Origin of the sequence: Chromohalobacter israelensis DSM 3043, from assembly GCF_000055785.1 — a bacterium.
Lineage (GTDB): Bacteria > Pseudomonadota > Gammaproteobacteria > Pseudomonadales > Halomonadaceae > Chromohalobacter > Chromohalobacter israelensis.
The window spans coordinates 502,204-524,131 of the sequence record NC_007963.1 but is presented as its reverse complement, the minus strand read 5'-3'; the positions used below and the strand labels follow the sequence as shown (position 1 = coordinate 524,131).

22 protein-coding genes and 1 tRNA gene are annotated in these 21,928 nt (G+C 66.1%); 16 read left to right on the top strand and 7 right to left on the bottom strand.

Going from position 1 to position 21,928, the window contains the following annotated elements; genetic code table 11:
- Nucleotides 1-49: 49 nt before the first annotated feature.
- Both rpmA and rplU read right to left on the bottom strand, forming a co-directional pair.
- Nucleotides 50-307, bottom strand: coding sequence for a 50S ribosomal protein L27 (rpmA, locus tag CSAL_RS02430; protein ID WP_011505783.1), 258 nt, complete (start codon nt 305-307; stop codon nt 50-52).
- A gap of 32 nt (nt 308-339) precedes the next feature.
- The gene (gene rplU, locus CSAL_RS02425) at nt 340-651 is read right to left on the bottom strand and encodes a 50S ribosomal protein L21 (RefSeq protein ID WP_011505782.1); all 312 of its coding nucleotides are present in this window, start codon (nt 649-651) and stop codon (nt 340-342) included.
- A 262-nt stretch (nt 652-913) separates the two neighbouring features.
- Here rplU and ispB point away from each other — a divergent pair, with 262 nt between their 5' ends.
- The 3 genes from ispB (at nt 914) to CSAL_RS02410 (ending at nt 2,761) form a co-directional block, all read left to right on the top strand.
- Nucleotides 914-1,888 (top strand): octaprenyl diphosphate synthase, encoded by a 975-nt coding sequence (ispB, locus tag CSAL_RS02420; protein WP_035415339.1) that lies wholly within the window; start codon nt 914-916, stop codon nt 1,886-1,888.
- Nucleotides 1,889-1,970: 82 nt separating this feature from the next.
- Nucleotides 1,971-2,047 (top strand) — tRNA-Pro (locus tag CSAL_RS02415).
- A 297-nt stretch (nt 2,048-2,344) separates the two neighbouring features.
- Complete coding sequence (locus CSAL_RS02410; protein WP_011505780.1) at nt 2,345-2,761, top strand: hypothetical protein; 417 nt, start codon at nt 2,345-2,347, stop codon at nt 2,759-2,761.
- 10 nt (nt 2,762-2,771) lie between these two features.
- Here CSAL_RS02410 and CSAL_RS02405 read toward each other — a convergent pair whose 3' ends face one another.
- A complete protein-coding gene (locus CSAL_RS02405; RefSeq protein WP_011505779.1) occupies nt 2,772-3,020 on the bottom strand; it encodes a hypothetical protein in 249 nt (82 codons plus the stop codon).
- Nucleotides 3,021-3,209: 189 nt separating this feature from the next.
- Between CSAL_RS02405 and CSAL_RS02395 the strand changes: the two genes are divergently transcribed.
- Both CSAL_RS02395 and rapA read left to right on the top strand, forming a co-directional pair.
- On the top strand, nt 3,210-4,010 hold the full coding sequence (locus tag CSAL_RS02395; protein WP_011505778.1) for a TlpA family protein disulfide reductase: 801 nt from the start codon (nt 3,210-3,212) through the stop codon (nt 4,008-4,010).
- 118 nt (nt 4,011-4,128) lie between these two features.
- Entirely contained in the window at nt 4,129-7,071 is a 2,943-nt protein-coding gene (rapA, locus tag CSAL_RS02390; protein WP_011505777.1) for an RNA polymerase-associated protein RapA, read from the top strand.
- 21 nt (nt 7,072-7,092) lie between these two features.
- On the opposite strand, the gene CSAL_RS02385 is transcribed toward rapA, so the two are convergent.
- Entirely contained in the window at nt 7,093-7,989 is an 897-nt protein-coding gene (locus CSAL_RS02385; protein ID WP_011505776.1) for a TIGR01777 family oxidoreductase, read from the bottom strand.
- A gap of 174 nt (nt 7,990-8,163) precedes the next feature.
- On the opposite strand from CSAL_RS02385, the gene CSAL_RS02380 reads away from it, so the two are divergent.
- The 9 genes from CSAL_RS02380 to CSAL_RS02340 all read left to right on the top strand — a co-directional run bounded on the left by CSAL_RS02380 (nt 8,164) and on the right by CSAL_RS02340 (nt 16,309).
- Nucleotides 8,164-8,532 carry a sirohydrochlorin chelatase gene (locus CSAL_RS02380; RefSeq protein WP_011505775.1) on the top strand — a complete coding sequence of 123 codons (369 nt, stop codon included), beginning with the start codon at nt 8,164-8,166 and terminating at the stop codon, nt 8,530-8,532.
- 229 nt (nt 8,533-8,761) lie between these two features.
- The gene (locus CSAL_RS02375) at nt 8,762-9,679 is read left to right on the top strand and encodes a MerR family transcriptional regulator (RefSeq protein ID WP_011505774.1); all 918 of its coding nucleotides are present in this window, start codon (nt 8,762-8,764) and stop codon (nt 9,677-9,679) included.
- 28 nt (nt 9,680-9,707) lie between these two features.
- Nucleotides 9,708-11,129 (top strand): deoxyribodipyrimidine photo-lyase, encoded by a 1,422-nt coding sequence (gene phrB / locus CSAL_RS02370; RefSeq protein WP_011505773.1) that lies wholly within the window; start codon nt 9,708-9,710, stop codon nt 11,127-11,129.
- 45 nt (nt 11,130-11,174) lie between these two features.
- Nucleotides 11,175-11,621, top strand: coding sequence for a nuclear transport factor 2 family protein (locus CSAL_RS02365; protein WP_011505772.1), 447 nt, complete (start codon nt 11,175-11,177; stop codon nt 11,619-11,621).
- A 41-nt stretch (nt 11,622-11,662) separates the two neighbouring features.
- The gene (locus CSAL_RS02360; RefSeq protein ID WP_011505771.1) at nt 11,663-12,457 is read left to right on the top strand and encodes an SDR family NAD(P)-dependent oxidoreductase; all 795 of its coding nucleotides are present in this window, start codon (nt 11,663-11,665) and stop codon (nt 12,455-12,457) included.
- Nucleotides 12,454-13,779: an NAD(P)/FAD-dependent oxidoreductase gene (locus CSAL_RS02355; RefSeq protein ID WP_011505770.1), complete on the top strand. Its 1,326-nt coding sequence runs from the start codon at nt 12,454-12,456 to the stop codon at nt 13,777-13,779. The genes CSAL_RS02360 and CSAL_RS02355 overlap by 4 nt, the downstream gene beginning before the upstream one ends.
- Nucleotides 13,776-14,561, top strand: a complete 786-nt coding sequence (locus tag CSAL_RS02350) for a DUF1365 domain-containing protein (RefSeq protein WP_011505769.1) — start codon at nt 13,776-13,778, stop codon at nt 14,559-14,561. Before CSAL_RS02355 ends, CSAL_RS02350 begins: the two co-directional genes overlap by 4 nt.
- Before the next feature lie 2 nt (nt 14,562-14,563).
- Nucleotides 14,564-15,823 carry an SAM-dependent methyltransferase gene (locus CSAL_RS02345; RefSeq protein WP_043557901.1) on the top strand — a complete coding sequence of 420 codons (1,260 nt, stop codon included), beginning with the start codon at nt 14,564-14,566 and terminating at the stop codon, nt 15,821-15,823.
- 3 nt (nt 15,824-15,826) lie between these two features.
- The gene (locus CSAL_RS02340) at nt 15,827-16,309 is read left to right on the top strand and encodes a DUF2878 domain-containing protein (protein WP_011505767.1); all 483 of its coding nucleotides are present in this window, start codon (nt 15,827-15,829) and stop codon (nt 16,307-16,309) included.
- Here CSAL_RS02340 and CSAL_RS02335 read toward each other — a convergent pair.
- Nucleotides 16,278-18,113 (bottom strand): putative bifunctional diguanylate cyclase/phosphodiesterase, encoded by a 1,836-nt coding sequence (locus tag CSAL_RS02335; protein ID WP_011505766.1) that lies wholly within the window; start codon nt 18,111-18,113, stop codon nt 16,278-16,280. The two genes, CSAL_RS02340 and CSAL_RS02335, sit on opposite strands and share 32 nt — an antisense overlap.
- Nucleotides 18,114-18,326: 213 nt before the next feature.
- Here CSAL_RS02335 and fabA point away from each other — a divergent pair, with 213 nt between their 5' ends.
- Both fabA and fabB read left to right on the top strand, forming a co-directional pair.
- Nucleotides 18,327-18,842 carry a 3-hydroxyacyl-[acyl-carrier-protein] dehydratase FabA gene (fabA, locus tag CSAL_RS02330; protein WP_011505765.1) on the top strand — a complete coding sequence of 172 codons (516 nt, stop codon included), beginning with the start codon at nt 18,327-18,329 and terminating at the stop codon, nt 18,840-18,842.
- Between the two features lie 13 nt (nt 18,843-18,855).
- A complete protein-coding gene (gene fabB, locus CSAL_RS02325; RefSeq protein ID WP_011505764.1) occupies nt 18,856-20,073 on the top strand; it encodes a beta-ketoacyl-ACP synthase I in 1,218 nt (405 codons plus the stop codon).
- Nucleotides 20,074-20,176: 103 nt separating this feature from the next.
- On the opposite strand, the gene CSAL_RS02320 is transcribed toward fabB, so the two are convergent.
- Nucleotides 20,177-20,932, bottom strand: coding sequence for a lysophospholipid acyltransferase family protein (locus tag CSAL_RS02320; RefSeq protein WP_011505763.1), 756 nt, complete (start codon nt 20,930-20,932; stop codon nt 20,177-20,179).
- A complete protein-coding gene (locus CSAL_RS02315; RefSeq protein ID WP_043558899.1) occupies nt 20,929-21,801 on the bottom strand; it encodes a sugar nucleotide-binding protein in 873 nt (290 codons plus the stop codon). The genes CSAL_RS02320 and CSAL_RS02315 overlap by 4 nt, the downstream gene beginning before the upstream one ends.
- Between the last annotated feature and the right edge of the window lie 127 nt (nt 21,802-21,928).

Sequence of the window (21,928 nt, the reverse complement as noted above, 5' to 3'; positions counted from 1 at the left end):
AAAAGGCCCCGCCTGGGCGGGGCCTTTTCCTTCATCGTTCGCGGTGGTCTCAGGCGGAGACGACACTCACGAACTTGCGGTTTTTCGGACCCTTGGTCTCGAACTTGATCACGCCGTCGTTCAGAGCGAACAGGGTGTGATCCTTGCCGATGCCGACACCGCTGCCTGCGTGGAACTTGGTGCCACGCTGACGAACGATGATGTTGCCGGCGGTCGCCGCCTGGCCACCGAACAGCTTGACACCTAGGCGTTTGGATTCACTGTCGCGACCGTTACGAGAACTACCGGCAGCCTTTTTATGAGCCATTGCAAATACCTCGCGCTATCGGGGAATATCGCTTACGCGGAAATTCCGGTGATCTTAACTTCGGTGAACCACTGACGGTGGCCCTGACGACGCATCTGGTGCTTACGGCGACGGAACTTGATGATCTTCACCTTTTCGCCGCGCCCGTGGGAGACGACTTCCGCCGTCACCTTGGCACCTTCGACCAGCGGCGCGCCGACCTTGACGTCGTCGTCATCGGCGACCAGCAATACCTGGTCGAGTTCCAGGGTTTCACCCGTGGCCACTTCCAGCTTCTCGAGCTTCAGGGTCTGGCCTTCCTGAACGCGGTACTGCTTGCCACCGCTTTTGATAACTGCGTACATGTCACTCTCCAGCACTCATCGGGATTGCGCTCTTCATCGGCCTGCGGCGAGTGGCGCCCCTTCCGGCAGCCATCTGACAGGGAGCATGATGAGTCGAGCCGCGTATTATAGCGATACTCTCCAGTGCCCGGCAAGTGTCTTTCACGCCACGCGCGACGGGCCACGGCATGCGCCTTGACGCCCCACGGGGGGCCCCCTAGCATAGCCCGAGCCCAAGGCCGCAATGAGGCGGCCCAACCCCCTTATTGCGACAAGCCGACCCATGCAGCCTAACGCATCGCCCCTCCATGCGGCGGTCGCGGATGATTTCGCCGCCGTCGATCGCACTATCCTCGCCCAACTGGCTTCGCGAGTTCCGCTCGTCGAGACCATTGGCCGCTACATCATCGAAAGTGGCGGCAAACGGCTGCGTCCCCTCCTCGTGCTGCTGGCGGCGCGCTCGCTGAACTACCCCGGCGATCGCCACGTGACCCTGGCCACGCTGATCGAGTTCATGCACACCTCGACGCTGCTGCACGACGATGTCGTCGATGAATCGCATCTACGTCGCGGCAAGGCCACCGCCAACGACGCCTGGGGCAATGCGCCTTCGGTGCTGGTCGGCGACTTCCTGTATTCGCGCTCGTTTCAGATGATGGTCGAGGTCGGCTCGATGCGCGTGATGGAGATCCTCTCCGGCGCCACCTGCGTGATCGCCGAGGGCGAGGTGCTGCAGCTGACCAATATCGGCAACCCCGATATCGACGAGGCAGCCTACTTCGACACCATTCAGGGCAAGACAGCGATGCTCTTCGAGGCCGCCAGCCACAGCGGCGCGGTACTCGCCGAGGCGACCCCCGCCCAGGAAGAAGCGCTCAAGCTCTATGGGCGTTATCTCGGGCTGGCATTCCAGCTCGTCGACGACCTCCTCGACTATCAGGGCGACGCCGACGCCATGGGCAAGAACGTCGGCGACGACCTCGCCGAAGGCAAGCCCACGCTGCCGCTCATCCATGCCATGGCGAACGGCAACGCCGAGCAGGTCAGCGTCGTCCGCCAGGCCATTCGCCAGGGCGGGCTCGACCACCTCGACGAGGTACTGGCGATCGTGCACGACACCGGCGCGCTGGACTATACCCGGCGTCGCGCCGAGGAAATGGCCGACCGCGCCCTGGCGCAACTCGAACTGCTGCCCGAAAGCCGCTACCGCGACAGCATGGCCGCGCTCGCGCACCTCGCCGTCGAGCGCCAGACCTGACGCGGCACCGACGCAAAGGGGTTGCGCGCGCGCCGCGGATGCGTATAATGCAGCCCCGTCGAGTCGGCACCACCGACGCGAACGGAGTATAGCTCAGCTTGGTAGAGCGCTGCCTTCGGGAGGCAGAGGTCGTAGGTTCGAATCCTGCTACTCCGACCACGGAATTCTGAAAACGCCCACGTCATGGCCTCGGCCACGTGGGCGTTTTTGCGTTCGGCGACATGCACTGATCGCCATTTCCTTGACCTGGATTATCGAAACGTCGCGCTGCAGGCGTCACGGTGAGCGGGCAGGGACGCAAACGGCACAGGGAAGTGCCCTGAACAGGAGTGCCCCGAGCACGGGTGCCGGACTCGATAGTCTGGCACCATCCCCACCATAGGCACGCACCGCTTTCGCGCATGGCAGCAGCTTCCATACTGAGAAGCGAGAGTCGCGATCGCTGGAGGACGCGCCATGCAACGTCTATCGCCGGAACCCGCCACGCTTCATGTCGCGCAGCTTGCGCCGATGCTCGAGGCCTTGCAGCGCCATCTCGGGCTGACGATCCTGCTGCACACGGCGCACGGGGCCTGCCTCGAACTACGCCACGAACGCCATGACAGCCAGGTGCTGTGGCTGGAGGCCACGCCCGGCGCGCTCCCCGGCACCCTGCGCCTGGAAGCCGACAACGCGGAATTCGAACGCCTCGCCCCCACGCTGATGGCGCAGGGAGCACGCTGTCTGGAAGCCTCGCGCGACCGGCCCAGCGCCTCCCGCGGTTGTGCCTGGCGCGTCCTGATCATGCCATTGCCCGGCGGCTGGCAATTGATGCTTCTGGCGCTCGACCCACGCCGCTGCCAACCGCTTGGCCTCCAGGGGCTGGTGGTATGAGGTTGCGGCGTCAGGGGTCGCTTTCCTCCGCGCGACGCAGGCGCTCGTCCATCGCCCTGCGCTGGCGGTTGCGACGATAGCGCCGCACCAGCGCCACGCCGCTGGCCGCGACCAGCATTGCCGCCAGCGTGACGCCCTGCCACACGCGTGCCGCATCCCCCAGCCACGTCTCCAGCGCGATGATCAGAATGAACCCCACCGCCTGACTGGCGATGGCCACCGCCCGTAGCCCATCGACTCCATGGCGCGAATTCACCATGCCTGCTCCTGTTGATTGATCATTCCACGCTTGCGCCGCCTGCCATCACGTCTCGCCGCGACACCCGAGCGCTTGCCGACGTTCACGCCGCCCCGGGCGACGCGCTCCGCTTTAGTGTAACGTGCCAAGGCCCGTCGCCGTGCATGAGACGGCAGCGACTCCAAGAGCAGCTTCGTCATGAGGAGGCCCATGACCGCTTTCACGCTTGGTCCACTGTCCTTGCCGCCAGCGCATCTCTACGCGGTGAGCGCCGCCGTGGCACTGCTCGCGCTCGGCCACCTGGTCCGCCTGCCACCGCCACGCCGCCGCCTGTGGTTGACCGGCGCGTTACTCGGCGCCCTGCTCGGCGCCCGCCTGGCCGACATCGCACTGCACGGCGAGGCCTATCGCGAAGCCCCTCTCGAGGCCGTCATGCGCTGGCAGTCCGGGTATCACCCTTTGGGCGCCCTGCTGGGTGCGGGGGCCTGGACGCTGGGCTGTCTGCGCCGCCTGCCGCCGCGCTATCTGACCCGGGCATCGGGCGTGCTCGCGACCTGCGCCGTACTATGGTGGGGCCTGAACGCCTGGCACCCTCTGGCCGGCGAACCTCCTCCATCGCACCTGCCGCCCTTGTCGCTGAACGCCCTCGACGGCGATGCGGTATCGCTCGAGACCCTCTCCACATCGTCACCGCTCATCGTGGTGCTGTGGCGCAGCGATTGCCACGCGTGCCGCCAGGCATTGGCACGCGTCAATGCGGTCGCCGACCAGGTGCGCGTGATAACGGTCAATGAAGGCCAATCCCTGTTGCAGGCCGCACGCTTCCTCGATGCTCAGGACATGGGGTTCGCGCATAACCTGCAAGACCCGGAGCAGCGCCTGCAGGCCTATTTCGGCATGCCCGACCTGCCGTTGACCGTCTACCTCGACGCCCACGGTCGACTCCGCAACATCCGTTCGGGACCGCTCGCCACGGCGACTCTCGAGGCCTGGCTGGCGGCATTGCCCTGAAAGCACAATCGCCTGTTAAGCCCTTGGCCGCTTTCCGGTAGAATACCGCGCCCGCCGCCCTGCATGCTCCCTCGCGGGCGGCACGCCACATACCGTTTCATCTTCATCCCGAGGCATCATGAGCGAATTCATTCCGGGCCAGCGCTGGGTCAGTGACGGCGAAGCCGAACTGGGGCTGGGCACGATCCTGAGCTGCGATTTCCGAAGCGTGACCGTTCTCTTTGCCGCCAGTCAGGAAACGCGCACCTACAGCGTTCGCCAGGCACCGCTGACCCGCGTGGTATTCGGCGCCGGCGACCGGATAGAAGCCGCCGACGGCCGCACGCTGACCGTCGACGACACCAAGGAGGCCAAGGGGCTGCTGATCTATGTCGTCGAGACGGCGGACGGCGAATACGAAGAGTTTCCCGAAAGCCGCCTCGCCGACAGCATGCGCTTCCAGCAAGCGCGGGACCGCCTGCTGACCGGTCAGGTCGACCGCAACGACTGGTTCGAGCTGCGTTACCGCACCCTGCACCACTATCACCGCATCGCTCAACACCCGGCGAACGGCCTGGCAGGCCCGCGGGTGGACCTCATCCCGCACCAGCTGTACATCGCCGACGAAGTCTCCCGTCGCCATGCCCCGCGCGTGCTGCTGGCCGACGAAGTGGGCCTGGGCAAGACCATCGAGGCGGGTCTGATCCTGCACCGCCTGCTGATCACCGGTCGTGCCGAGCGTGCGCTGATTCTGGTGCCGGACAGCCTGACCCACCAGTGGCTGGTGGAAATGCTGCGCCGTTTCTCGCTGCATTTCACGCTGCTTGACGAGCAACAGAGCCAGCACAGTACGGGCAACCCCTTCGAAAGCGCCCAGCTGGTGCTCGCCAGCCAGCAGTGGCTATTCGCCAACCCACACCGCCAGACCCAGGCCCAGGCCTGCGACTGGGACTTGCTGATCGTCGACGAGGCGCATCATCTCGACTGGAGCCCCGAGGCCAGCGGCCCCGGCTATGCCTGCGTCGAGCAGCTGGCGCATGCCATCGACGGCGTGCTGCTGCTCACCGCCACGCCCGAGCAGATGGGGCTTGCCAGCCATTTCGCCCGCCTGCGTCTGCTCGACCCCGAGCGCTATACCAGCCTGGCGGCCTTCGAGGCCGAAGAAACGGGCTACGCCCGGGTCGCGGAGGCGGTGGACGCCCTCGAGCGCCTGCCCGGCGATGCCGCGGACCGCGATAGCGTGGGCGCGGTCATCGACGACGCGGACAGCCAGGCACTGCTCGACACGCTGATCGACCCGGAAAGCGACGACACCCAGCGCGACAGCGCACGCCGCCAGCTACGCGAGCAGTTGCTCGACCGTCACGGGACCGGCCGGGTGATGTTCCGCAACAGCCGTCGCCATGTCGCCGGCTTTCCCGAACGCCACCTGCACGTCACTCGCCTGGCGCCGCCGTCCAGCTATCGCCGCGAGTTGCGCAAGCTGGATCGCGACATGGACTACCTCGACGACCTGCTGATCACCACCGGCCTCGACCATCCCGAGGTGCTGCTGTATCCGGATGCCATGTATCGCGCGCAATGCGATGCCTCGCCGGGCGACACCGCACTCAACGCCGAGCCCTGGTGGCAGATAGATCCGCGCGTGACCTGGCTGCTGGAGCGCCTGACCGAAGTGGGGCGCGACAAGATGCTGGTCATCGCCCACGACCGCGAGACCGCCAGCGATCTCAGCGAGGCACTGCGCGTACTGGGCGGAGTCCAGGCACCGGTCTTCCATGAGGGCCTGACGCTCATCGAACGCGACCGTGCCGCGGCGGCCTTCGCCGACGAGGAAGACGGGTGCCAGGTACTGGTGTGCTCGGAGATCGGCTCCGAGGGACGCAATTTCCAGTTCTGCCGGCATCTGGTGATGTTCGACTTGCCGGCGCATCCCGACCAGCTCGAACAACGCATCGGCCGCCTCGACCGTATCGGCCAGCAGCACGCCATCGAGATTCATGTGCCGGTCTTCGAGGACAGCCCCGGCGAGCGCTTGCTGCGCTGGTACGACGAGGGCATGCGCGCCTTCGACGCCCCGCACGGCATCGGCAGCGAACTCTACGACGCTTTCGGCGACAGCGTGGCCGATGCCCTGCTGGATGACGACGCGCTCGCCGAGGTCATTGCCGACACGCGACGCTTCTTCGAAAGCCGCCTCGCCGCGCACGAGGCCGGCCGCGACCGGCTGCTGGAGTGGAACGCCTGTCGGCCGGCGCGCGCCCAGGCCATCACCGAGGCGATTCGCGAGCTCGACGACGACCCCGCACTGCCGCGTTATGTCGACAAGGCGCTGGACGTATTCGGCGTCGAAAGTCGCGATCTGGGCGGCGACATTCAGCACCTGCTGGCCGGGCCCCACATGCTCGACGGCTTGCCGGGACTGGTCAAAGGCGAGGAAGGCTTCTCGGCCACCTTCGACCGGCAGCGCGCCCTGGCCCGCGACGATGTGCAGCGCTTGTCCTGGGAGCACCCTCTGGTCCGCGAGATGATGGAGCGCATCCTCGACGGCACGCTTGGCAACACCGCATTGGCGCTGCTTCAGCACCCGGCGATTCCGGGCGGACGACTGATGGCCGAACTGGTGTTCCGCACCCACTGTCCGGCGCCCAGACACCTGAACGTGGGGCGCTTCCTGCCGCCGACGGCGGTGCGCCTGCTGCTCGACGAGTCCGGCGCCAACCTGACCCAGAAGGTCTCCTTCGGCGGGCTGGCGAAAAACCTTCAGAAGGTCAAGAAGGCGGTCGCCCGGGACCTGATCAAGTCGCGTCACGCGCAGTTGCGCGACCTGTTGACGCGGGCCGAGGACGAGGCAGAGAACGAACTGCCGAGCATCATCGAAGCCGCGCAGACGCACATGCGTGACACGCTGGACACCGAGCTTGCGCGTCTCAAGGCCCTCGCACGTCACAACCCGGCGGTACGCGACGCGGAAATCGAGGCCCTCGCCCACGAACGCCGCGAGCTGGACACGGCCATCGACGCCACACGCCTGCGCCTCGACGCGGTCCGCGTGGTGGTGACCGTCGACCCGCCTGAATGAAGGGCGCCGCGACGCCTCGCGTCAGCGGCCGAGAATCGCCTTCAGGGCGCTGTCCAGCGTCGGATATTGAAACCCGAACCCCGCCGCCTCCAGGCGTGCGGGGCGCATGCGTGCCCCGGTCAGCAGCAAGCGCGACATCTCTCCCAGGGCCAGCCGCAGGACCCCGGCGGGCACCGCCATCACCGCGGGACGATGCAGGTGGCGCGCCAAGGCACGGGTGAAATCGGCATTGGTCACCGGATGGGGCGCCGAGGCATTGAACGGTCCTGCGAGGTCGTCGCGCTCGAGCAGGAAGAGCGCGATGCTCACCCAATCCTCGCGGTGGATCCACGGCATGTACTGGCGTCCGCTGCCCAGCCGTCCGCCCAGCCCGAGACGAAACGGCAACAGCAACTTGGCCAGGGTACCGCCACCGGCATCCAGCACCAGCCCGGTACGCAGCAGTACCACTCTCACCCCCAGCGGCTCGGCCGCCAGTGCCGCCGACTCCCACTCGGCGCAAAGACGGTGCGCGAACTCCTCCTGAGGCGGCGTCTGCTCGGTCACGTCGCGATCGCCCTGGTCCCCGTAATACCCCATCGCCGAACCGGAGATCATCACTCGCGGCGGCGTGTCCAGACGCTCGCACAAGGTCACCAGATCACGCGTGACGGTCAAGCGCGAGTCGATCAGGCGACGCTTTTGCGCAGCGCTCCAGCGCTTGTCGGCAATGGGCTCGCCCGCGAGGTTGATGATCGCCTCCGGCGCACGGTCCACGAACGCCAATACCGAATCGCGGACCTCGGTCCCGTCGGGAAGCAGCGCCTTCGCGCGCGACGGTGAGCGCGACACCACCAGCAGCTCGTGGCCGGCGTCGTGAAGGCGTCGGCACAGCGGGCGCCCGACGAAGCCGCTGCCGCCCGTGATCAAGATGCGCATATTGACTCTCCGAATACGTATTATACGACCGTTGTACAATTTGGTAGAGTTGTCCAGGTAAGCACGCGACGGCCCGGTTGAAAAGCATAGCTCATGGCCATTCACCACGCGGGCGCCGCCAGGCGGTGTCACTCATGCGCCGTCGTCACGAACCGTCTGACAGGAGGTTGCTCAATGAGCCACGCCTTGATCCTACTCGCCCATGGCTCCAGCGACGCGCGCTGGCGCGCGCCCTTCGAGGCGCTCGAAAGCGACTTGCAAGCACGCCTCGAGACCCCGGCAGTCGTCGCCTACATGGAGCTCAGCGAACCCTCGCTGGAAACGCGGGTCGCCGAGTGCCACGCCCAGGGGCATCGGCGCATCGATATCCTGCCGCTGTTCTTCGCCGCCGGGCGTCACCTGCGCCAGGACGTGCCCGCGCAACTCGATGCGCTACGCACGCAATATCCCGACGCCACGCTGACGCTTCTCGACCCGGTCGGCCAGCACCCCGCCTTCGTCGAGGCCCTGGCAGGCATCGTGACCGCCCGTGCCGGCGCATGAGGATACGTGATAGAAATTGTACAGAACGCTTGCGACGTACAACTTCATACCCCATGCTGAACGGGCGGGCATCAGGTGACGTCGCCGCGAGTAGCGGGCACAATACGCGCCGCCGCCCGGCGGCGTGGGTGTCATGTCACCGATTGTCCTTGTCCCCCGACACCACGACACAGCCAACCGTTGGCGACCATCCGTATCGGGGCATGATTCACAGGAGGAACCTAAGCGCATGAGTGAACAGGCGATGGATCCGGCTAGCGCACCGTTGTATCCGATCCGCGAGGTCTCTCGGCTGACCGGCGTCAATTCCGTGACCTTGCGCGCCTGGGAGCGGCGCTACGGCCTGATTCGCCCGCAGCGCACCCCCAAGGGGCACCGCCTCTATGCACGCGAGGACATACAACGTGTCGAGCGTATCCTGCAATGGCTCAATCGCGGCGTTCCCGTCAGCCAGGTACGCGACCTGCTCGAGCAGTCCGAACCGGCGGCCAACGATGCGCCGCCTCCCGACATCAGCGACTGGGAGAGTCAGCGGCAGCAGTTGCTCCAGGCCGTCGACACGCTGGATGGCGAATTGCTGGAGACGCTCTTCAATCGCAGCATGGCGCTTTATCCCACCAGCGTGTGCATCGCCGAGCTGTGGCAGCCGGTGGTCGATCGACTCGAGGAGCGCTGGAGCGACCAGTTCGGTGCCGAACTGCAGCGGCGTCAGCTGGAAAGCTTCCTGCGCACCCGAATCGGCATGCGCCTCTATCACGCCAACCACGTGACGGGGGGCGCCCGACTACTGCTGGTGCGCCTGCCTGAAGAGCGCGATCTGCTGCGCACGCTGCTGCTCGCCCTCGCCGCTTCGGCATCGGGCTTTCGTGTCGAATGGCTGGAAACCGACTTGCCGATCAACGAGCTGGCGCTTGCCGCGGAACGCTTCAAGGTGGATGCCCTGGTGATGACCAGCGGCCATGCCGAACGCAGCGACCTCATTCGTCGTCAGTTGCCGCGTCTGGGCGAACAGCTCGATGTTCCCCTGTGCCTGGTCGGACCGGTGACGCGCATCCGGGGGGCGGAGCTGGAAAACACCCAGGTCGCGTCGCTGGGTGACGACCTGCCCGCCGCGCTCAGCCGCTTGCACGGGCTGCTGGGCCGCTGATTCGTACCACCGCGTCAGGAAAATTGGCATGTCCGACTTGCAGATGGTCTGGTTCCGCAGCGACCTGCGGACTCTCGACAACCGAGCGCTGAGCGCCGCCGCCGAACGCGGTCCGGTCATCGCCGTGTTTCTGACCAGCATTCCCCAATGGCAGCGGCACGATCACGGCGCCAACAAGATCGACTTCTGGCTGCGCGGCGTGGCCGCGCTTCGCGAACACCTCTCGGGCCTCAACATTCCCCTGTTGCAGCGCCGCATCGAGACCTACGACGAAGCCCCCGATGCCCTGCTGAAACTGGCGCATCAACATGGTGCGACCGCCCTGCATTTCAACCGCGAGTATCCGCTCAACGAACGACGCCGGGACGCAGCGGTAGAGCGCGCCTTCCACGATGCCGGAATCGCGGTGACCGGACATACCGATGCCGTGGCCTATGCACCGGGCGAGTTGCTCACGGGCAAGGGCGAGCCTTACAGCGTGTTCACGCCTTTCGCCAAGGCCTGGCATCGTCAGCTCGAAGGGCACCGCCTCGCCCTGACGCACGCACCGGCACCGCAGACCAGGCTCGCCATCGAAGCCGACCCGGCCCCCTCTCGCGAGCTTCCCGACGCGTGCGACACACCGCTCGACGCGTCACGCTGGCCGGCGGGCCAGGAGGAAGCCGGCGACCGTCTCGAACGTTTTCTGCGCTTCCGTGGACGCCACTACCGACGCCAGCGCGATTTCCCGGCGCTGCCCGGTACCAGCGAGCTCTCGCCATACCTGGCGCTGGGCATGCTCTCGCATCGCCAGTGCCTGCAGGCGGTCATGAGCGACAACGACGGCCATCTGGCCGATGGCGATGCCGGTCTCACGGCCTGGGCCAACGAGCTGATATGGCGCGAATTCTACCTGCATATCGCCGCCAGCTTTCCCGACATCAGCCGCCATCGTCCGTTTCAACCGCATACCCGCGACCTGGCATGGCGCGACGACGATGCCGGCTTTCGCGCCTGGTGCGAAGGGCGTACGGGGTATCCGCTGGTCGATGCCGCGATGCGCCAGCTCGTCCAGTGCGGGTGGATGCACAATCGCCTGCGCATGGTGACGGCAATGTTCTTGTCCAAGCACCTGCTGATCGACTGGCGGCGCGGCGAAGCCTTTTTCATGCGACATCTCGTCGACGGCGACTTCGCTTCCAACAACGGCGGCTGGCAATGGGCTGCCTCCACCGGTACCGATGCCGCGCCATATTTTCGAATCTTCAATCCCACCACCCAGGCGGAACGCTTCGATCCCGAGGGCCGCTTCATCGCGCACTGGCTTCCCGAGCTGGCTCCCCTTGCCGTCAAGTCGCGCTTCTTCCCCAGCGAAGCGCAACGTCGCGACACCGGCTACACCCTCCCCATCGTCGACCACAAGGCGGCCCGACAGCGCGCCCTGGACGCGTTCAAGTCGCTGTCGAGCTGAGCGAACACTTGTTTCACTGACACTTTATCCAGCCACGGGGGCAACATGAGCCAAGACACCGCACTGGCGACCTTTTGCCGTGTCTTTGAAAAATTAGACAAGAGGTGTACAAGATCCCTCGAAAACCTCTACACTGAAGATGTGGAATTCACCGACCCGTTACATCACATCGAGGGCCGCGCTCCCCTGATGCGTTACTACGAGGACATGCTGGCCAATGTCCAGACATGCCGGTTCGAAGTAACGCAGCGTTTTCGCGAGGGCGACGATGCGTTGCTGGTCTGGACGCTGCATCTGGCGCATCCCCGGCTCGCCCGCGGGCGAACGGTGTGCATCTCGGGGTGCTCGCAGCTGACGTTTCGCGGTGATCGGATCTGCCGGCATCGAGACCATTTCGACGCCGGTGCAATGCTCTATGAACACGTTCCCCTGCTCGGAACGATGATTCGCTGGCTCAAGCGGCGCGTGGACCCGGCGCGCCATTCGCGCTAGGCATCCCGTGCCCCATGCGCGAGGTATCTGGAGGAGAGCCCATGGCAACCCCACTGGCGGCACCCCAACGTATCTGGCTGACCGGCGCCACGTCCGGTATCGGCGAAGCCTTGGCCAAGCGGCTGTTGCAAGACGGACACCGCGTGGCCCTGACAGCGCGCCGGCGAGACGCCCTGGAAGCCCTCGCGGCGCCCTTCGATAATGCGCTGGTAGTCCCCGCCGACCTCACCGACCGGGCCTCGGTCCGCGAGGCCGGAGAGCGTATCGCGGCCGTCTTTGGCGGACTCGAGCTGGCCCTGCTCAATGCCGGCACCTGTGAGTATCTGGATGCACGTCACTTCGATATCGATCTCGTCGAGCGCGTGTTGACCACCAACCTGCACGGCACCCTGTATGCCGTGGATGCCGCCCTGCCGCTGCTCCGTCGGGCTCGAGACGCGCACCGGCGCCCTCAGTTGGCGGCCGTTTCCAGTGCCTCGGCGTATTTTCCGCTGCCGCGTGCCGAAGCCTATGGGGCCTCCAAGGCCGCGATCAGCTATTTCCTCGCGTCCCTGCGCCTCGACCTGGCGGCGGAAGGAATCGACGTCAGCCTTATCCACCCCGGTTTCGTGCGCACGCCGCTGACCGAGCGCAACGACTTTCCCATGCCCATGCGCGTCGAGGTCGACGAGGCCGTGGAAGCGATTCTGCGCGGCCTGGAAAAACGCTCGCTGGACATTCACTTCCCGCGTCGCTTCACCTGGCTGGTCAAGCTGGCGGGCATACTGCCGCCCGTACTACGCCACCGCCTGGGGCTGCGGCTCACGCGCAATGCCGATACGGAGGGCCGCTCATGAGCACTCCCCGTTCACGCATCGCCGTGGTCGGCGGCGGCATCTCGGGCATGGCCTGCGCGCACTATCTCGCCAAGCGCCATGCGGTCACGCTGTTCGAGGCCAACGAGCGCCTTGGGGGACACACCGCCACCGTCGATGTCGAGGTAAACGGCCATCAGCATGCGATCGATACCGGCTTCATCGTCTTCAACGATCGCACCTATCCGCATTTCCAGCGCCTGCTGGCGCAGCTGGGCGTTCCGATGCAGCCCACCGAAATGAGCTTCTCGGTGCATGCCGTCAACGAGGATTTCGAATACAACGGCCACACGCTGAACACTCTGTTCGCGCAGCGTCGCAATCTGCTCCGGCCGCGTTTCTACGCCATGCTGCGCGATATCCTGCGCTTCAACCGCCAGGCGGTACGCGACCTGGAGCGCGATGCCCTGCCGAGCACCCTGACGCTGGGCGAGTACCTCACGCGCGGGGGCTATGGCCTGGACTTCCAGCGCCGCTACCTGCTGCCCATGGGCGCCGCCATCTGGTCCGCCAGCGAGCACGACATGGCCCATTTCCCGCTCGCCTCCTTCGTGCGCTTCTTTCATCATCACGGCCTGCTGTCGGTGAACAATCGCCCGCAGTGGTACACGCTGCCCGGCGGCTCAAGGCAGTACATCGCTCCGCTGACATCGTCCTATGCCGCCAACATCAGGCTTGCGAGCCCGGTATGGCACATCGTGCGCGATGCCAGGGGCGTGACGCTGACCACGCCACGCGGCCAAGAGCGCTTCGACCAGGTGGTACTCGCCTGCCACAGCGATCAGGCCCTGGCGATGCTCGCCGCGCCCAGTGCCGCGGAGCGCGAGATCCTCGAGGCCCTGCCGTACCAGGACAACCAGGTCGTGCTGCATACCGATACCCGCCTGCTGCCGCGCCGACAGCGCGCCCGCGCGAGCTGGAACTACCGTATCGACGGCCGCGCCGACGACGCGCGCGTGTCGGTGACCTACGACATGAACCGCCTGCAACGCCTGACGAGCGAGACACCGTTTTGCGTGACGCTCAACGACAGCGAGGTCATCGACCCCGACTGCATGCTGCGTCGCTTCACCTACCGTCACCCACGCTTCACGGTGGCCGGCGCCGCCGCGCAACGGCGCCATGCGGAAATTTCCGGGACGCACCGGCGCACTCATTTCTGCGGCGCATACTGGCGTCATGGCTTTCATGAGGATGGCGTCTGGAGCGCCCTGCGAGTCGCCCGAGCACTGGGCTGCGACGAACCCGGCGCACCCGCGACGACCTCCGTTCCGTACACCGAGCAGACCGAGGAACCGGCATGAGCCAGGAGGCACACGTCCGGCACCCCGTCACGCATAGCCGCGTGGCCTGGGGCACGCTTCGTCATCGGCGTTTCACGCCTCGCCCGCATGCCTTCACCTACCGCATGTGGATGGCGTGGCTGGATCTCGACGAACTGCCCGCCCTGTTCGATGCATTGCCCGGGTTCAGCGCTCGACGCATGGCCCTGGCCCGCTTTCGTCGCGAGGACTATCTGGGTCCTGCCCGACTGCCGCTCAAGACGGCGGTTCGTCAGCGGCTCCATGCAGAGCTCGGCGAGCTCCCCGACGGTCCCATTCGAATGCTCACGCAGTTGCGTCTCTGCGGTGTGGGATTCAATCCCATCACGCTGTACTACGCCTATGATCGCGAGGAACGCCTGTGCGCGATCCTCGGCGAGGTAACCAACACGCCATGGCGGGAACGCCAGGTCTATGCCAGTCGCGTGACACCGACACGCCATGTCCACGCTGCGCACTTCGACAAGGCCCTGCACGTCTCGCCGTTCAACCCCATGGACATGCGCTACCGCTGGCGCTTCAACACCCCCGGCGCGCACCTCTCGATGCACATGGATGTCTGGCGCGACGCCACGCGTCACTTCGACGCCACCCTGACATTGACGTTTGCGCCGGCCGGCCGGCGTGCCTGGGTTGCGGCCCTGGCGCGAGCGCCCTGGATGAGCCTCAAGACACTGGCCGCCATCCACTTCGAGGCCGTGCGCCTGTGGTGCAAACGTGTCCCGCTTTTTTCGCACCCACGTCGCGAGGAGAAATCGCCGTGACGATGACACACTCCGACACCAGCCCAGGGCGCTCGCTCGATGCCTGTCTCACGCGCTGGCTCAAGCCCCGCCTGCTGCAGCAGCTCGCCACGCTCGACGGTGGCGTGCTGATCGTCGAAGAGGACGGCTGCACGCACCGTCTCGGGCGGGGTGGCCCCTTGACGGCCCGGCTTCGCATCCACGATCCACGTGCGTGGCGACGCGTTGCCCTGGGCGGCAGCGTCGGCGCGGGCGAAGCCTACATGGACGGGCTCTGGACATGCGACGACCTGGTCACGCTGATCCGCCTGCTGGCGCGCAACCTGGAACACGTCAACGGCGGCCTGGAAAAAGGCCCCGCGCGACTGGCCCAGAGCGCGCTGAGCGCCCTCAACGCACTGCGTCGCAACACCACCGCACGTGCCAGGCGGCACATCGCGGCGCACTACGACCTGGGCAATGACCTGTTCGAGACCTTCCTCGACCGCGAGCATTGGCTCTACTCGAGCGCGATCTTCCCCCACGCAGATGCCAGTCTGGAAGACGCCTCCACCTACAAGCTGGACGTCATCCTCGGCAAGCTCGATATCGGTCCCGAGCATCACGTACTGGAAATCGGCACGGGCTGGGGCGGGCTGGCGCTCTATGCAGCGCGCACTCGCGGCTGCCATGTCACCACCACGACCATTTCCGAGGCGCAATACGCGCATACCGCTCGACGTATCCGCGAGGCCGGTCTCGAGGACCGCATCACGCTGCTCAAGCAGGATTATCGCGCGCTGGAGGGACGCTACGACCGCCTGGTCTCGGTGGAAATGATCGAGGCCGTGGGACACCAGTATCTGGATACCTATCTGGCCACCGTCGACCGACTGCTGAAGGACGACGGCCTGGCCCTGATCCAGGCCATCACCATCCGTGACCAGCGCTATGCCGCCGCCAAGCGCGATGTCGACTTCATCAAGCGCTACATCTTTCCCGGCGGTTTCCTGCCTTCGCATCAGGCAATGCTCGACAGCATGACACGGCGTACCCAGCTCAACGTGCTCGACCTCGACGAGATCGGGGCCCACTACGCGCGCACGCTGCGCGAGTGGCGCCAGCGTTTCGAGGCCAGCCTCGAGCGCATCGGCGAACTGGGCTACGACGAACGCTTCATGCGCATGTGGCGTTACTATCTGTGCTACTGCGAAGGCGGCTTTCTGGAACGTACCATCGGCACCTCGCAATGGTTGCTGGCCAAGCCGGGCAACCGTCGCGCGCCGCTCACCGGCGCGCTCTGAGCCATGCTCGGCAAGGTCATCAACGCCCTGGCGTTTCAAGTCGGCTGGCTGGCCTGCGTGCTCGGGGGGACCTCGTGGGCGATCCCTGCGGTCGGCGTGATCGTGACACTCCACCTGGCATGGCTGGGGCGACCCGGCGAATGGCGCTGGCTGATGGGCTTCGCGCTGCTCGGCGCCCTCGTGGACGGCGCCCTGACCTACGCAGGAGGCATGCGGTTTACCGGGAGCGCGGGACTCCCGCTGTGGTTGTGGCTGCTCTGGCCGCTCTTCGCGACCACCATCCACCACTCGCTGGCCTGGCTCTGGTCACACCCATGGCTGGCCGTGCTGGGCGGTGTGCTGGGTGGCCCCAGTTCCTATCTCGGCGGGGCACGTCTGGCGGAGGTCACGCTGGCGCCCTGGGCGGTGGCGGTACAAGCCCTGGTGTGGGGTAGCCTGTGCGGCTGGCTGGCGTTCAGGGCAGCGACACTTCGGCGTCGCGCCTGAGGCGCGCCTCGACATCGGCAACCCGCTCGGGGCGCGCATAGAGGAAGCCCTGTACCATGGCGCACCCCTGGGCCAGGAGGAAGTCACGCTGCTCCTCGGTTTCCACGCCCTCGGCGACCACGTCCAGCTCCAGCCCCCGCGCCATGGCCAGTACCGCCGAGGTGATCGCCGCGTCGGCACTGTCCTCGGGCAGGGCCCGCACGAAGGCCCGGTCGAGTTTCAGCTTGTCCACCGGCAGTTGCTTGAGATACGCCATCGAGGAATAGCCGGTACCGAAATCGTCGATGGCGATCGGATGGCCCTTGTCGCGCAGAGCGACGAGTCGCGCCGAGATATCCCCGGCCCGCTCGTCGAGCAGTACCGATTCGGTCAGCTCCAACCCCAGCATGGCGGCCGGCACGTGATACTTGGCCAGGCTGGCGGACAGCTTGGCCTCGAGGTCGCCCTGGATGAGCTGCACCGCGGAGATGTTGATCCACACCGGCACGAACGACACCCCCTGCTGGCGCCAGGCCGCCACCTGGGCGCAGGCGCGCTCGATCACCCAGTCGCCCAGCGCGCTCATCAACCCGTGACGCTCGGCCAGGGGAATGAAGCTGGCCGGCGAAATCATGCCCTGCGTCGGATGGTACCAGCGCAGCAGGGCTTCCATCCCGGCCAGCCGTCCATCGTCGAGATAGTGCTGTGTCTGGTAGAAAAGCTCCAGTTGCGTGCCATGCGCCAGCGCCTGGCGCAATTCGTTGAGCAGTTCGAGCTGCGGATCGCCTTCCACCTCCAGCGAGGGACGAAAGCGACGGCTGTGGTTGCGCCCATGACGCTTGGCGGCATACAGCGCCGACTCCAGCCGCTGGAACAGGACCCCGGCATCGCGGCCATCGTCGGGGGACCGGCAACTGCCGATGGTGAGCCCCAGGCGCAGCGGCGTCTCGCCGATCTCGAAGGGCTCGCTGAGGTGTCCCCGCAGTTCCTCCACCCATTGCTCGTGATCATCGAAGGTCGTGGTGCGGATGGCCATGAACTCGTCGCCCCCCAGGCGTCCCACCACGCCCCCGGCGACGAAGGCCGCGAGCCGCTGACCGAAACGCGACAGCAGACGGTCCCCCTTGTCGACGCCCATGGCATCGTTGACCGCCTTGAAGCCGTCGATATCGATGAGCGCGATGTCCAGCTCCTCCCCCGCCCGCAGGCGCTGCAGGCGTGATGCCAGCAAGTCGTGCAAGCGCCGCCGATTGGGCAGCCCGGTCAACGGGTCCTCGAAGCCGATGCGCTGAAGATCCTGCTCCCGCGCCTTGTGGCGGCTGATGTCGGTAAACAGCCCCACGTAGTGCGTCACGCGTCCCTTGGCATCGGTCACCGCGTGCACCCGCAACCACTCGGGGAACTCGTCGCCATGCTTGCGCTGATTCCAGACCTCGCCCTCCCACTGCCCGGTGGCATTGAGGGTCTGCCAGTATCGTTCGTAGAAGGCCTTGTCGTGGCGTCCGGACGACAGTACCGAAGGGTCGAGGCCGCGAATCTCGTCGACGCTGTAACCGGTGATCTGCGTGAAGGCCGGGTTCACCGCCTGGATACGGTTCTGGGCGTTGGAGATCAACACGCCATCGGGCGACAAGGTGAGGGCCGTCTCGGTCAAGCGACGACGCGTCGCTTCCAGACGGATTTGCCGCCAGGCGTCCCATCCTCCCACCAGCACCACGACCAATGCCGCCATTCGCAACATCAGCGTCGGCAAGAGGCTCATGGAAGCCATGGCGGCAATGCCCGTCCAGACCAGGGGACGGTTGAGCGTGAAGACGGACCACATGGCGTGTTATCGGCTCGAATCAAATGGAGGTTCGTTGAATTGCAGGCATCATGCCCCTTCTCTTGCGATGGGCGCAACCCGCACCCATCCGCGGATTGCACCCGATGAGCGCGCCCGGTAGGCTGGCTCGGCGTGCATTCATCCGGCACTGCCAGTAGACTAGGGCGTCCGTGCTCTGCGACGCACCACAATTTCGACTCTCGGAACGACTCAGTGACCAAGCAACACTCTTTTGAGCGTGAGGAGCTGCTGCAATGCAGCCAGGGCGAACTCTTCGGCCCCGGTAATGCACAACTGCCGGCTCCCAACATGCTGATGCTCGACCGTGTCGTCCGCATCTGCGAAGAAGGCGGCCATTACGGCAAGGGCGAGCTCATCGCCGAACTCGACATCCACCCGGACCTGTGGTTCTTCGACTGCCACTTTCCCGGCGACCCCGTCATGCCCGGATGCCTCGGCCTGGATGCCATGTGGCAGCTGGTCGGTTTCCATCTGGGCTGGCTGGGTCACCCCGGACGCGGACGCGCGCTCGGCTGTGGCGAAGTCAAGTTCTCGGGCCAGATCCTGCCGGATGCCAACAAGGTTACCTATCATATCCACATGAAACGGGTAATCACGCGCCGCCTGATCCTGGGCATTGCCGACGGCACCGTCTCCGTGGACGGTCGTGAAATCTATCAGGCCAACGATTTGCGCGTCGGCCTGTTTACCTCCACTGCGAACTTCTGATCGGGAGGCTTCCATGCGACGAGTGGTAGTCACCGGCCTGGGCATCGTGTCCTGCCTGGGCAACGACCAGCAACAGGTACTGGACGCGCTGCGCAACGGACGCTCGGGTATTCGCTTCAAGGACGAATACGCCGAACGCGGATTCCGCAGCCACGTGGCCGGCGTGGTCGACATCGATCTCGATACCTTGATCGACCGCAAGCTACGCCGCTTCATGGGCGACGCGGCGGCCTTCGCCTATGTCTCCATGGACCAGGCCATCCGCGACGCGGGACTCGAAGAGAGTGACATATCCAGCGAACGCACCGGCCTGATCGCCGGCTCCGGCGGCGCGAGCAGCGCCAACCAGGTCGAGGCCGCCGACGTGCTGCGCGAAAAGGGGCTGCGCCGGGTCGGGCCGTATCGCGTCACGCGCACCATGGGCAGCACCGTGTCCGCCTGCCTGGCGACGCCCTTCAAGATCAAGGGCGTCAACTACTCGATTTCCTCCGCCTGCGCCACCTCGGCTCACTGCATCGGCAGTGCCGTCGAGCAGATTCAGCTCGGCAAGCAGGATGTGGTCTTCGCCGGCGGCGGCGAGGAAGAGCACTGGACGCTGTCCTGCCTGTTCGATGCCATGGGTGCGCTGTCGACCAGTTACAATGATTCCCCCGAGACGGCATCACGCCCTTACGACGCCTCGCGTGATGGCTTCGTCATCGCCGGCGGCGGCGGCATGCTCGTTCTCGAGGAGCTGGAGCACGCCAAGGCACGCGGCGCCAAGATCTACGCCGAGATCGTGGGCTACGGCGCCACGTCCGACGGCTACGACATGGTCGCACCGTCCGGTGAAGGCGCCGCCCGCTGCATGCGCCAGGCCATGGCGACAGTGGACGGCCCCATCGACTACATCAACACCCATGGCACGTCCACGCCGGTAGGCGACATCGCCGAACTCAAGGCGATACGCGAAGTGTTCGGCGACACCACGCCGGCCATGAGCTCCACCAAGTCGCTGACCGGCCACTCGCTGGGGGCCACCGGCGTGCAGGAAACCATCTACTCGTTGTTGATGATGGAGCACGCCTTCATCGCCGCATCGGCCAACATCGACGAACTCGACGATGCCGCGCAGGGCTTCGATATCGTGAAAACGCGGCGCGACGACGCCGCCATCGAGCGCGTGCTGTCCAACAGCTTCGGGTTCGGCGGCACCAACGCCTGTCTGGTCCTGCAACGCTACCGGGACTGATCGGCGCCATACCGCTTGCGGTCGCGTAATGCCAAGGGGCGCCTCTCGAGAGGCGCCCCTTGCGTTTGCCCATCCTCATTGGCGGGATCTCGCCGCCTGGCCATCAAGCGGGAACCTTGGCAGCCTCCCCCTCGGCGGCGGGGCGCGGTACCGCCGATATCTCGGTGAGTTGCGCCTCGATCCAGTGCTCCACCTCGGCCAGCACGTCCTCGGCCGAGCGCCCCTGCGTCTCGATCGGCGCGCCCACGACCACATTCAGATGTCCCGGCTTCTTGACCCAATGCTTGCCCGGCCAGTGCTCGCCGGCGTTGTGAGCCACCGGGAGGACCGGCACGCCGGCGCGACAGGCGATCACCACGCCGCTCTTGTTGTAGCGCTTGCGCTGCCCCGGCGCCACACGAGTGCCTTCCGGGAAGATGAGCACCGAGAGCCCCTCCGACAACCGCTGCATGCCCTGCTCCAGTACCATGCGCATGGCCCGCGACGGCCGCGAGCGATCCAGCGCGATGGGCTTGATCAAGCGCAACCCCCACCCGAAGACCGGCAGATTGAGCAGCTCGCGCTTGAGCACCGTGCAGATGGGCACCTTGAGCAGTTGCAGAAACAGGGTTTCCCATTCGCTCTGGTGATTGGCCAGCACGACGCAAGGGCCTTCCGGCACGTTCTCGCGCCCCCTGACGTGGTAGCGGACTCCGCAGGCGATCGCGAACCAGCGCAGAATGAAGCGGTTATGCAGGTTGAGGAGTCGAAACCGCGAAAACAGCGGGACCAGGGGTGCGATCGGCAGCAGGCATAGGCCACTGACCAGCAAGGCCAGAAAATAACCGGCGTAGAACAATACGCTGCGCAGCACATTCATGTCGCCGCCTCCTTGTCGTGCAGCCGACACCAGTCGTCCAGCATCCGGCTCAGCTCGAGCCGCCATGGCTTCTGATGTATGCCGAAGGCATCCAGCACGCGACGGCAGTTGAGCACGCGCCGCAAGGGGTGATCATGGTGATGATGCAGGGCCTGCAAGGTCCCCAGCGTCAGGTCGCGCCCCTGGCGTTCCAGATGGGTGGCAAGCTGGGTACGCACCACGGAGGCGAAGGTATAGGGGCTGACCGGCTCGGTGCCCGCCAGATGGTAGGCTCCCCATGCCTCGGCCCCGCACCCTTGCTGCTGCAACATGCCGATCAGCGCCATGGCCACGGCGTCCGCCGAGGTCGGACACAGGATGACGTCCTCTGCGGCACGCACCGTCTCCCCGGCCAGCAGGGTGTCGATCAGCCCGGGAAGCCAGGCATGCGCGCCCTCGAGCGCGAACAAAGGTCCCAGACGCACGATGAGATGCCGCGGCAAGCGCTGACGGACGCTGTCGCCGGCCACGATCAAGCGCTTCAAGCTCTCGTCACGGGGCGCGGGCGTGACATGCTCGTCGAGCGTCCCATCGCCGCCGTCCTCGTACAGTTCGTCGGAGACGCACCACACCAGCGGCACGCCGTACTCGCGGCACAACTCGAGATTGGCCTCGACCGCATCGGCATGCGCCATGACCTCGGCGGGCGCCAGCCGCGCCGGGGCCGCCAGCGGGGGCACGATCAAGGCATCCGGCTTCGCCTCGGCCAGTATCCGAGCCGTGACCTGCGTCCCTTCGACGATGACCAACTCGGTATCCCGGCGCCGGTTCGCCTCGCGCGCCAGGGCGAGGCTCAAACAGTGTCCCGCATCCGCCAGCAACAGCTTCACGGTCTCTCCTCTCGCATGCTTGTCGTTTCGATTCGCCGGCAATGCCGTCGGCAGGGGCACATACTCGCCCATCGTCGCATTGTCTGTCATCCTCATTCCCGCCGACAGGACGCGCACGCCCGGCGCG

Bases quoted from the DNA above. Each gene is read 5' to 3' on its own strand.
- rpmA (WP_011505783.1), bottom strand. From the start codon at position 307: ATGGCTCATAAAAAGGCTGCCGGTAGTTCTCGTAACGGTCGCGACAGT.
- rplU (WP_011505782.1), bottom strand. From the start codon at position 651: ATGTACGCAGTTATCAAAAGCGGTGGCAAGCAGTACCGCGTTCAGGAA.
- ispB (WP_035415339.1), top strand. From the start codon at position 914: ATGCAGCCTAACGCATCGCCCCTCCATGCGGCGGTCGCGGATGATTTC.
- CSAL_RS02410 (WP_011505780.1), top strand. From the start codon at position 2,345: ATGCAACGTCTATCGCCGGAACCCGCCACGCTTCATGTCGCGCAGCTT.
- CSAL_RS02405 (WP_011505779.1), bottom strand. From the start codon at position 3,020: ATGGTGAATTCGCGCCATGGAGTCGATGGGCTACGGGCGGTGGCCATC.
- CSAL_RS02395 (WP_011505778.1), top strand. From the start codon at position 3,210: ATGACCGCTTTCACGCTTGGTCCACTGTCCTTGCCGCCAGCGCATCTC.
- rapA (WP_011505777.1), top strand. From the start codon at position 4,129: ATGAGCGAATTCATTCCGGGCCAGCGCTGGGTCAGTGACGGCGAAGCC.
- CSAL_RS02385 (WP_011505776.1), bottom strand. From the start codon at position 7,989: ATGCGCATCTTGATCACGGGCGGCAGCGGCTTCGTCGGGCGCCCGCTG.
- CSAL_RS02380 (WP_011505775.1), top strand. From the start codon at position 8,164: ATGAGCCACGCCTTGATCCTACTCGCCCATGGCTCCAGCGACGCGCGC.
- CSAL_RS02375 (WP_011505774.1), top strand. From the start codon at position 8,762: ATGAGTGAACAGGCGATGGATCCGGCTAGCGCACCGTTGTATCCGATC.
- phrB (WP_011505773.1), top strand. From the start codon at position 9,708: ATGTCCGACTTGCAGATGGTCTGGTTCCGCAGCGACCTGCGGACTCTC.
- CSAL_RS02365 (WP_011505772.1), top strand. From the start codon at position 11,175: ATGAGCCAAGACACCGCACTGGCGACCTTTTGCCGTGTCTTTGAAAAA.
- CSAL_RS02360 (WP_011505771.1), top strand. From the start codon at position 11,663: ATGGCAACCCCACTGGCGGCACCCCAACGTATCTGGCTGACCGGCGCC.
- CSAL_RS02355 (WP_011505770.1), top strand. From the start codon at position 12,454: ATGAGCACTCCCCGTTCACGCATCGCCGTGGTCGGCGGCGGCATCTCG.
- CSAL_RS02350 (WP_011505769.1), top strand. From the start codon at position 13,776: ATGAGCCAGGAGGCACACGTCCGGCACCCCGTCACGCATAGCCGCGTG.
- CSAL_RS02345 (WP_043557901.1), top strand. From the start codon at position 14,564: ATGACACACTCCGACACCAGCCCAGGGCGCTCGCTCGATGCCTGTCTC.
- CSAL_RS02340 (WP_011505767.1), top strand. From the start codon at position 15,827: ATGCTCGGCAAGGTCATCAACGCCCTGGCGTTTCAAGTCGGCTGGCTG.
- CSAL_RS02335 (WP_011505766.1), bottom strand. From the start codon at position 18,113: ATGTGGTCCGTCTTCACGCTCAACCGTCCCCTGGTCTGGACGGGCATT.
- fabB (WP_011505764.1), top strand. From the start codon at position 18,856: ATGCGACGAGTGGTAGTCACCGGCCTGGGCATCGTGTCCTGCCTGGGC.
- CSAL_RS02320 (WP_011505763.1), bottom strand. From the start codon at position 20,932: ATGAATGTGCTGCGCAGCGTATTGTTCTACGCCGGTTATTTTCTGGCC.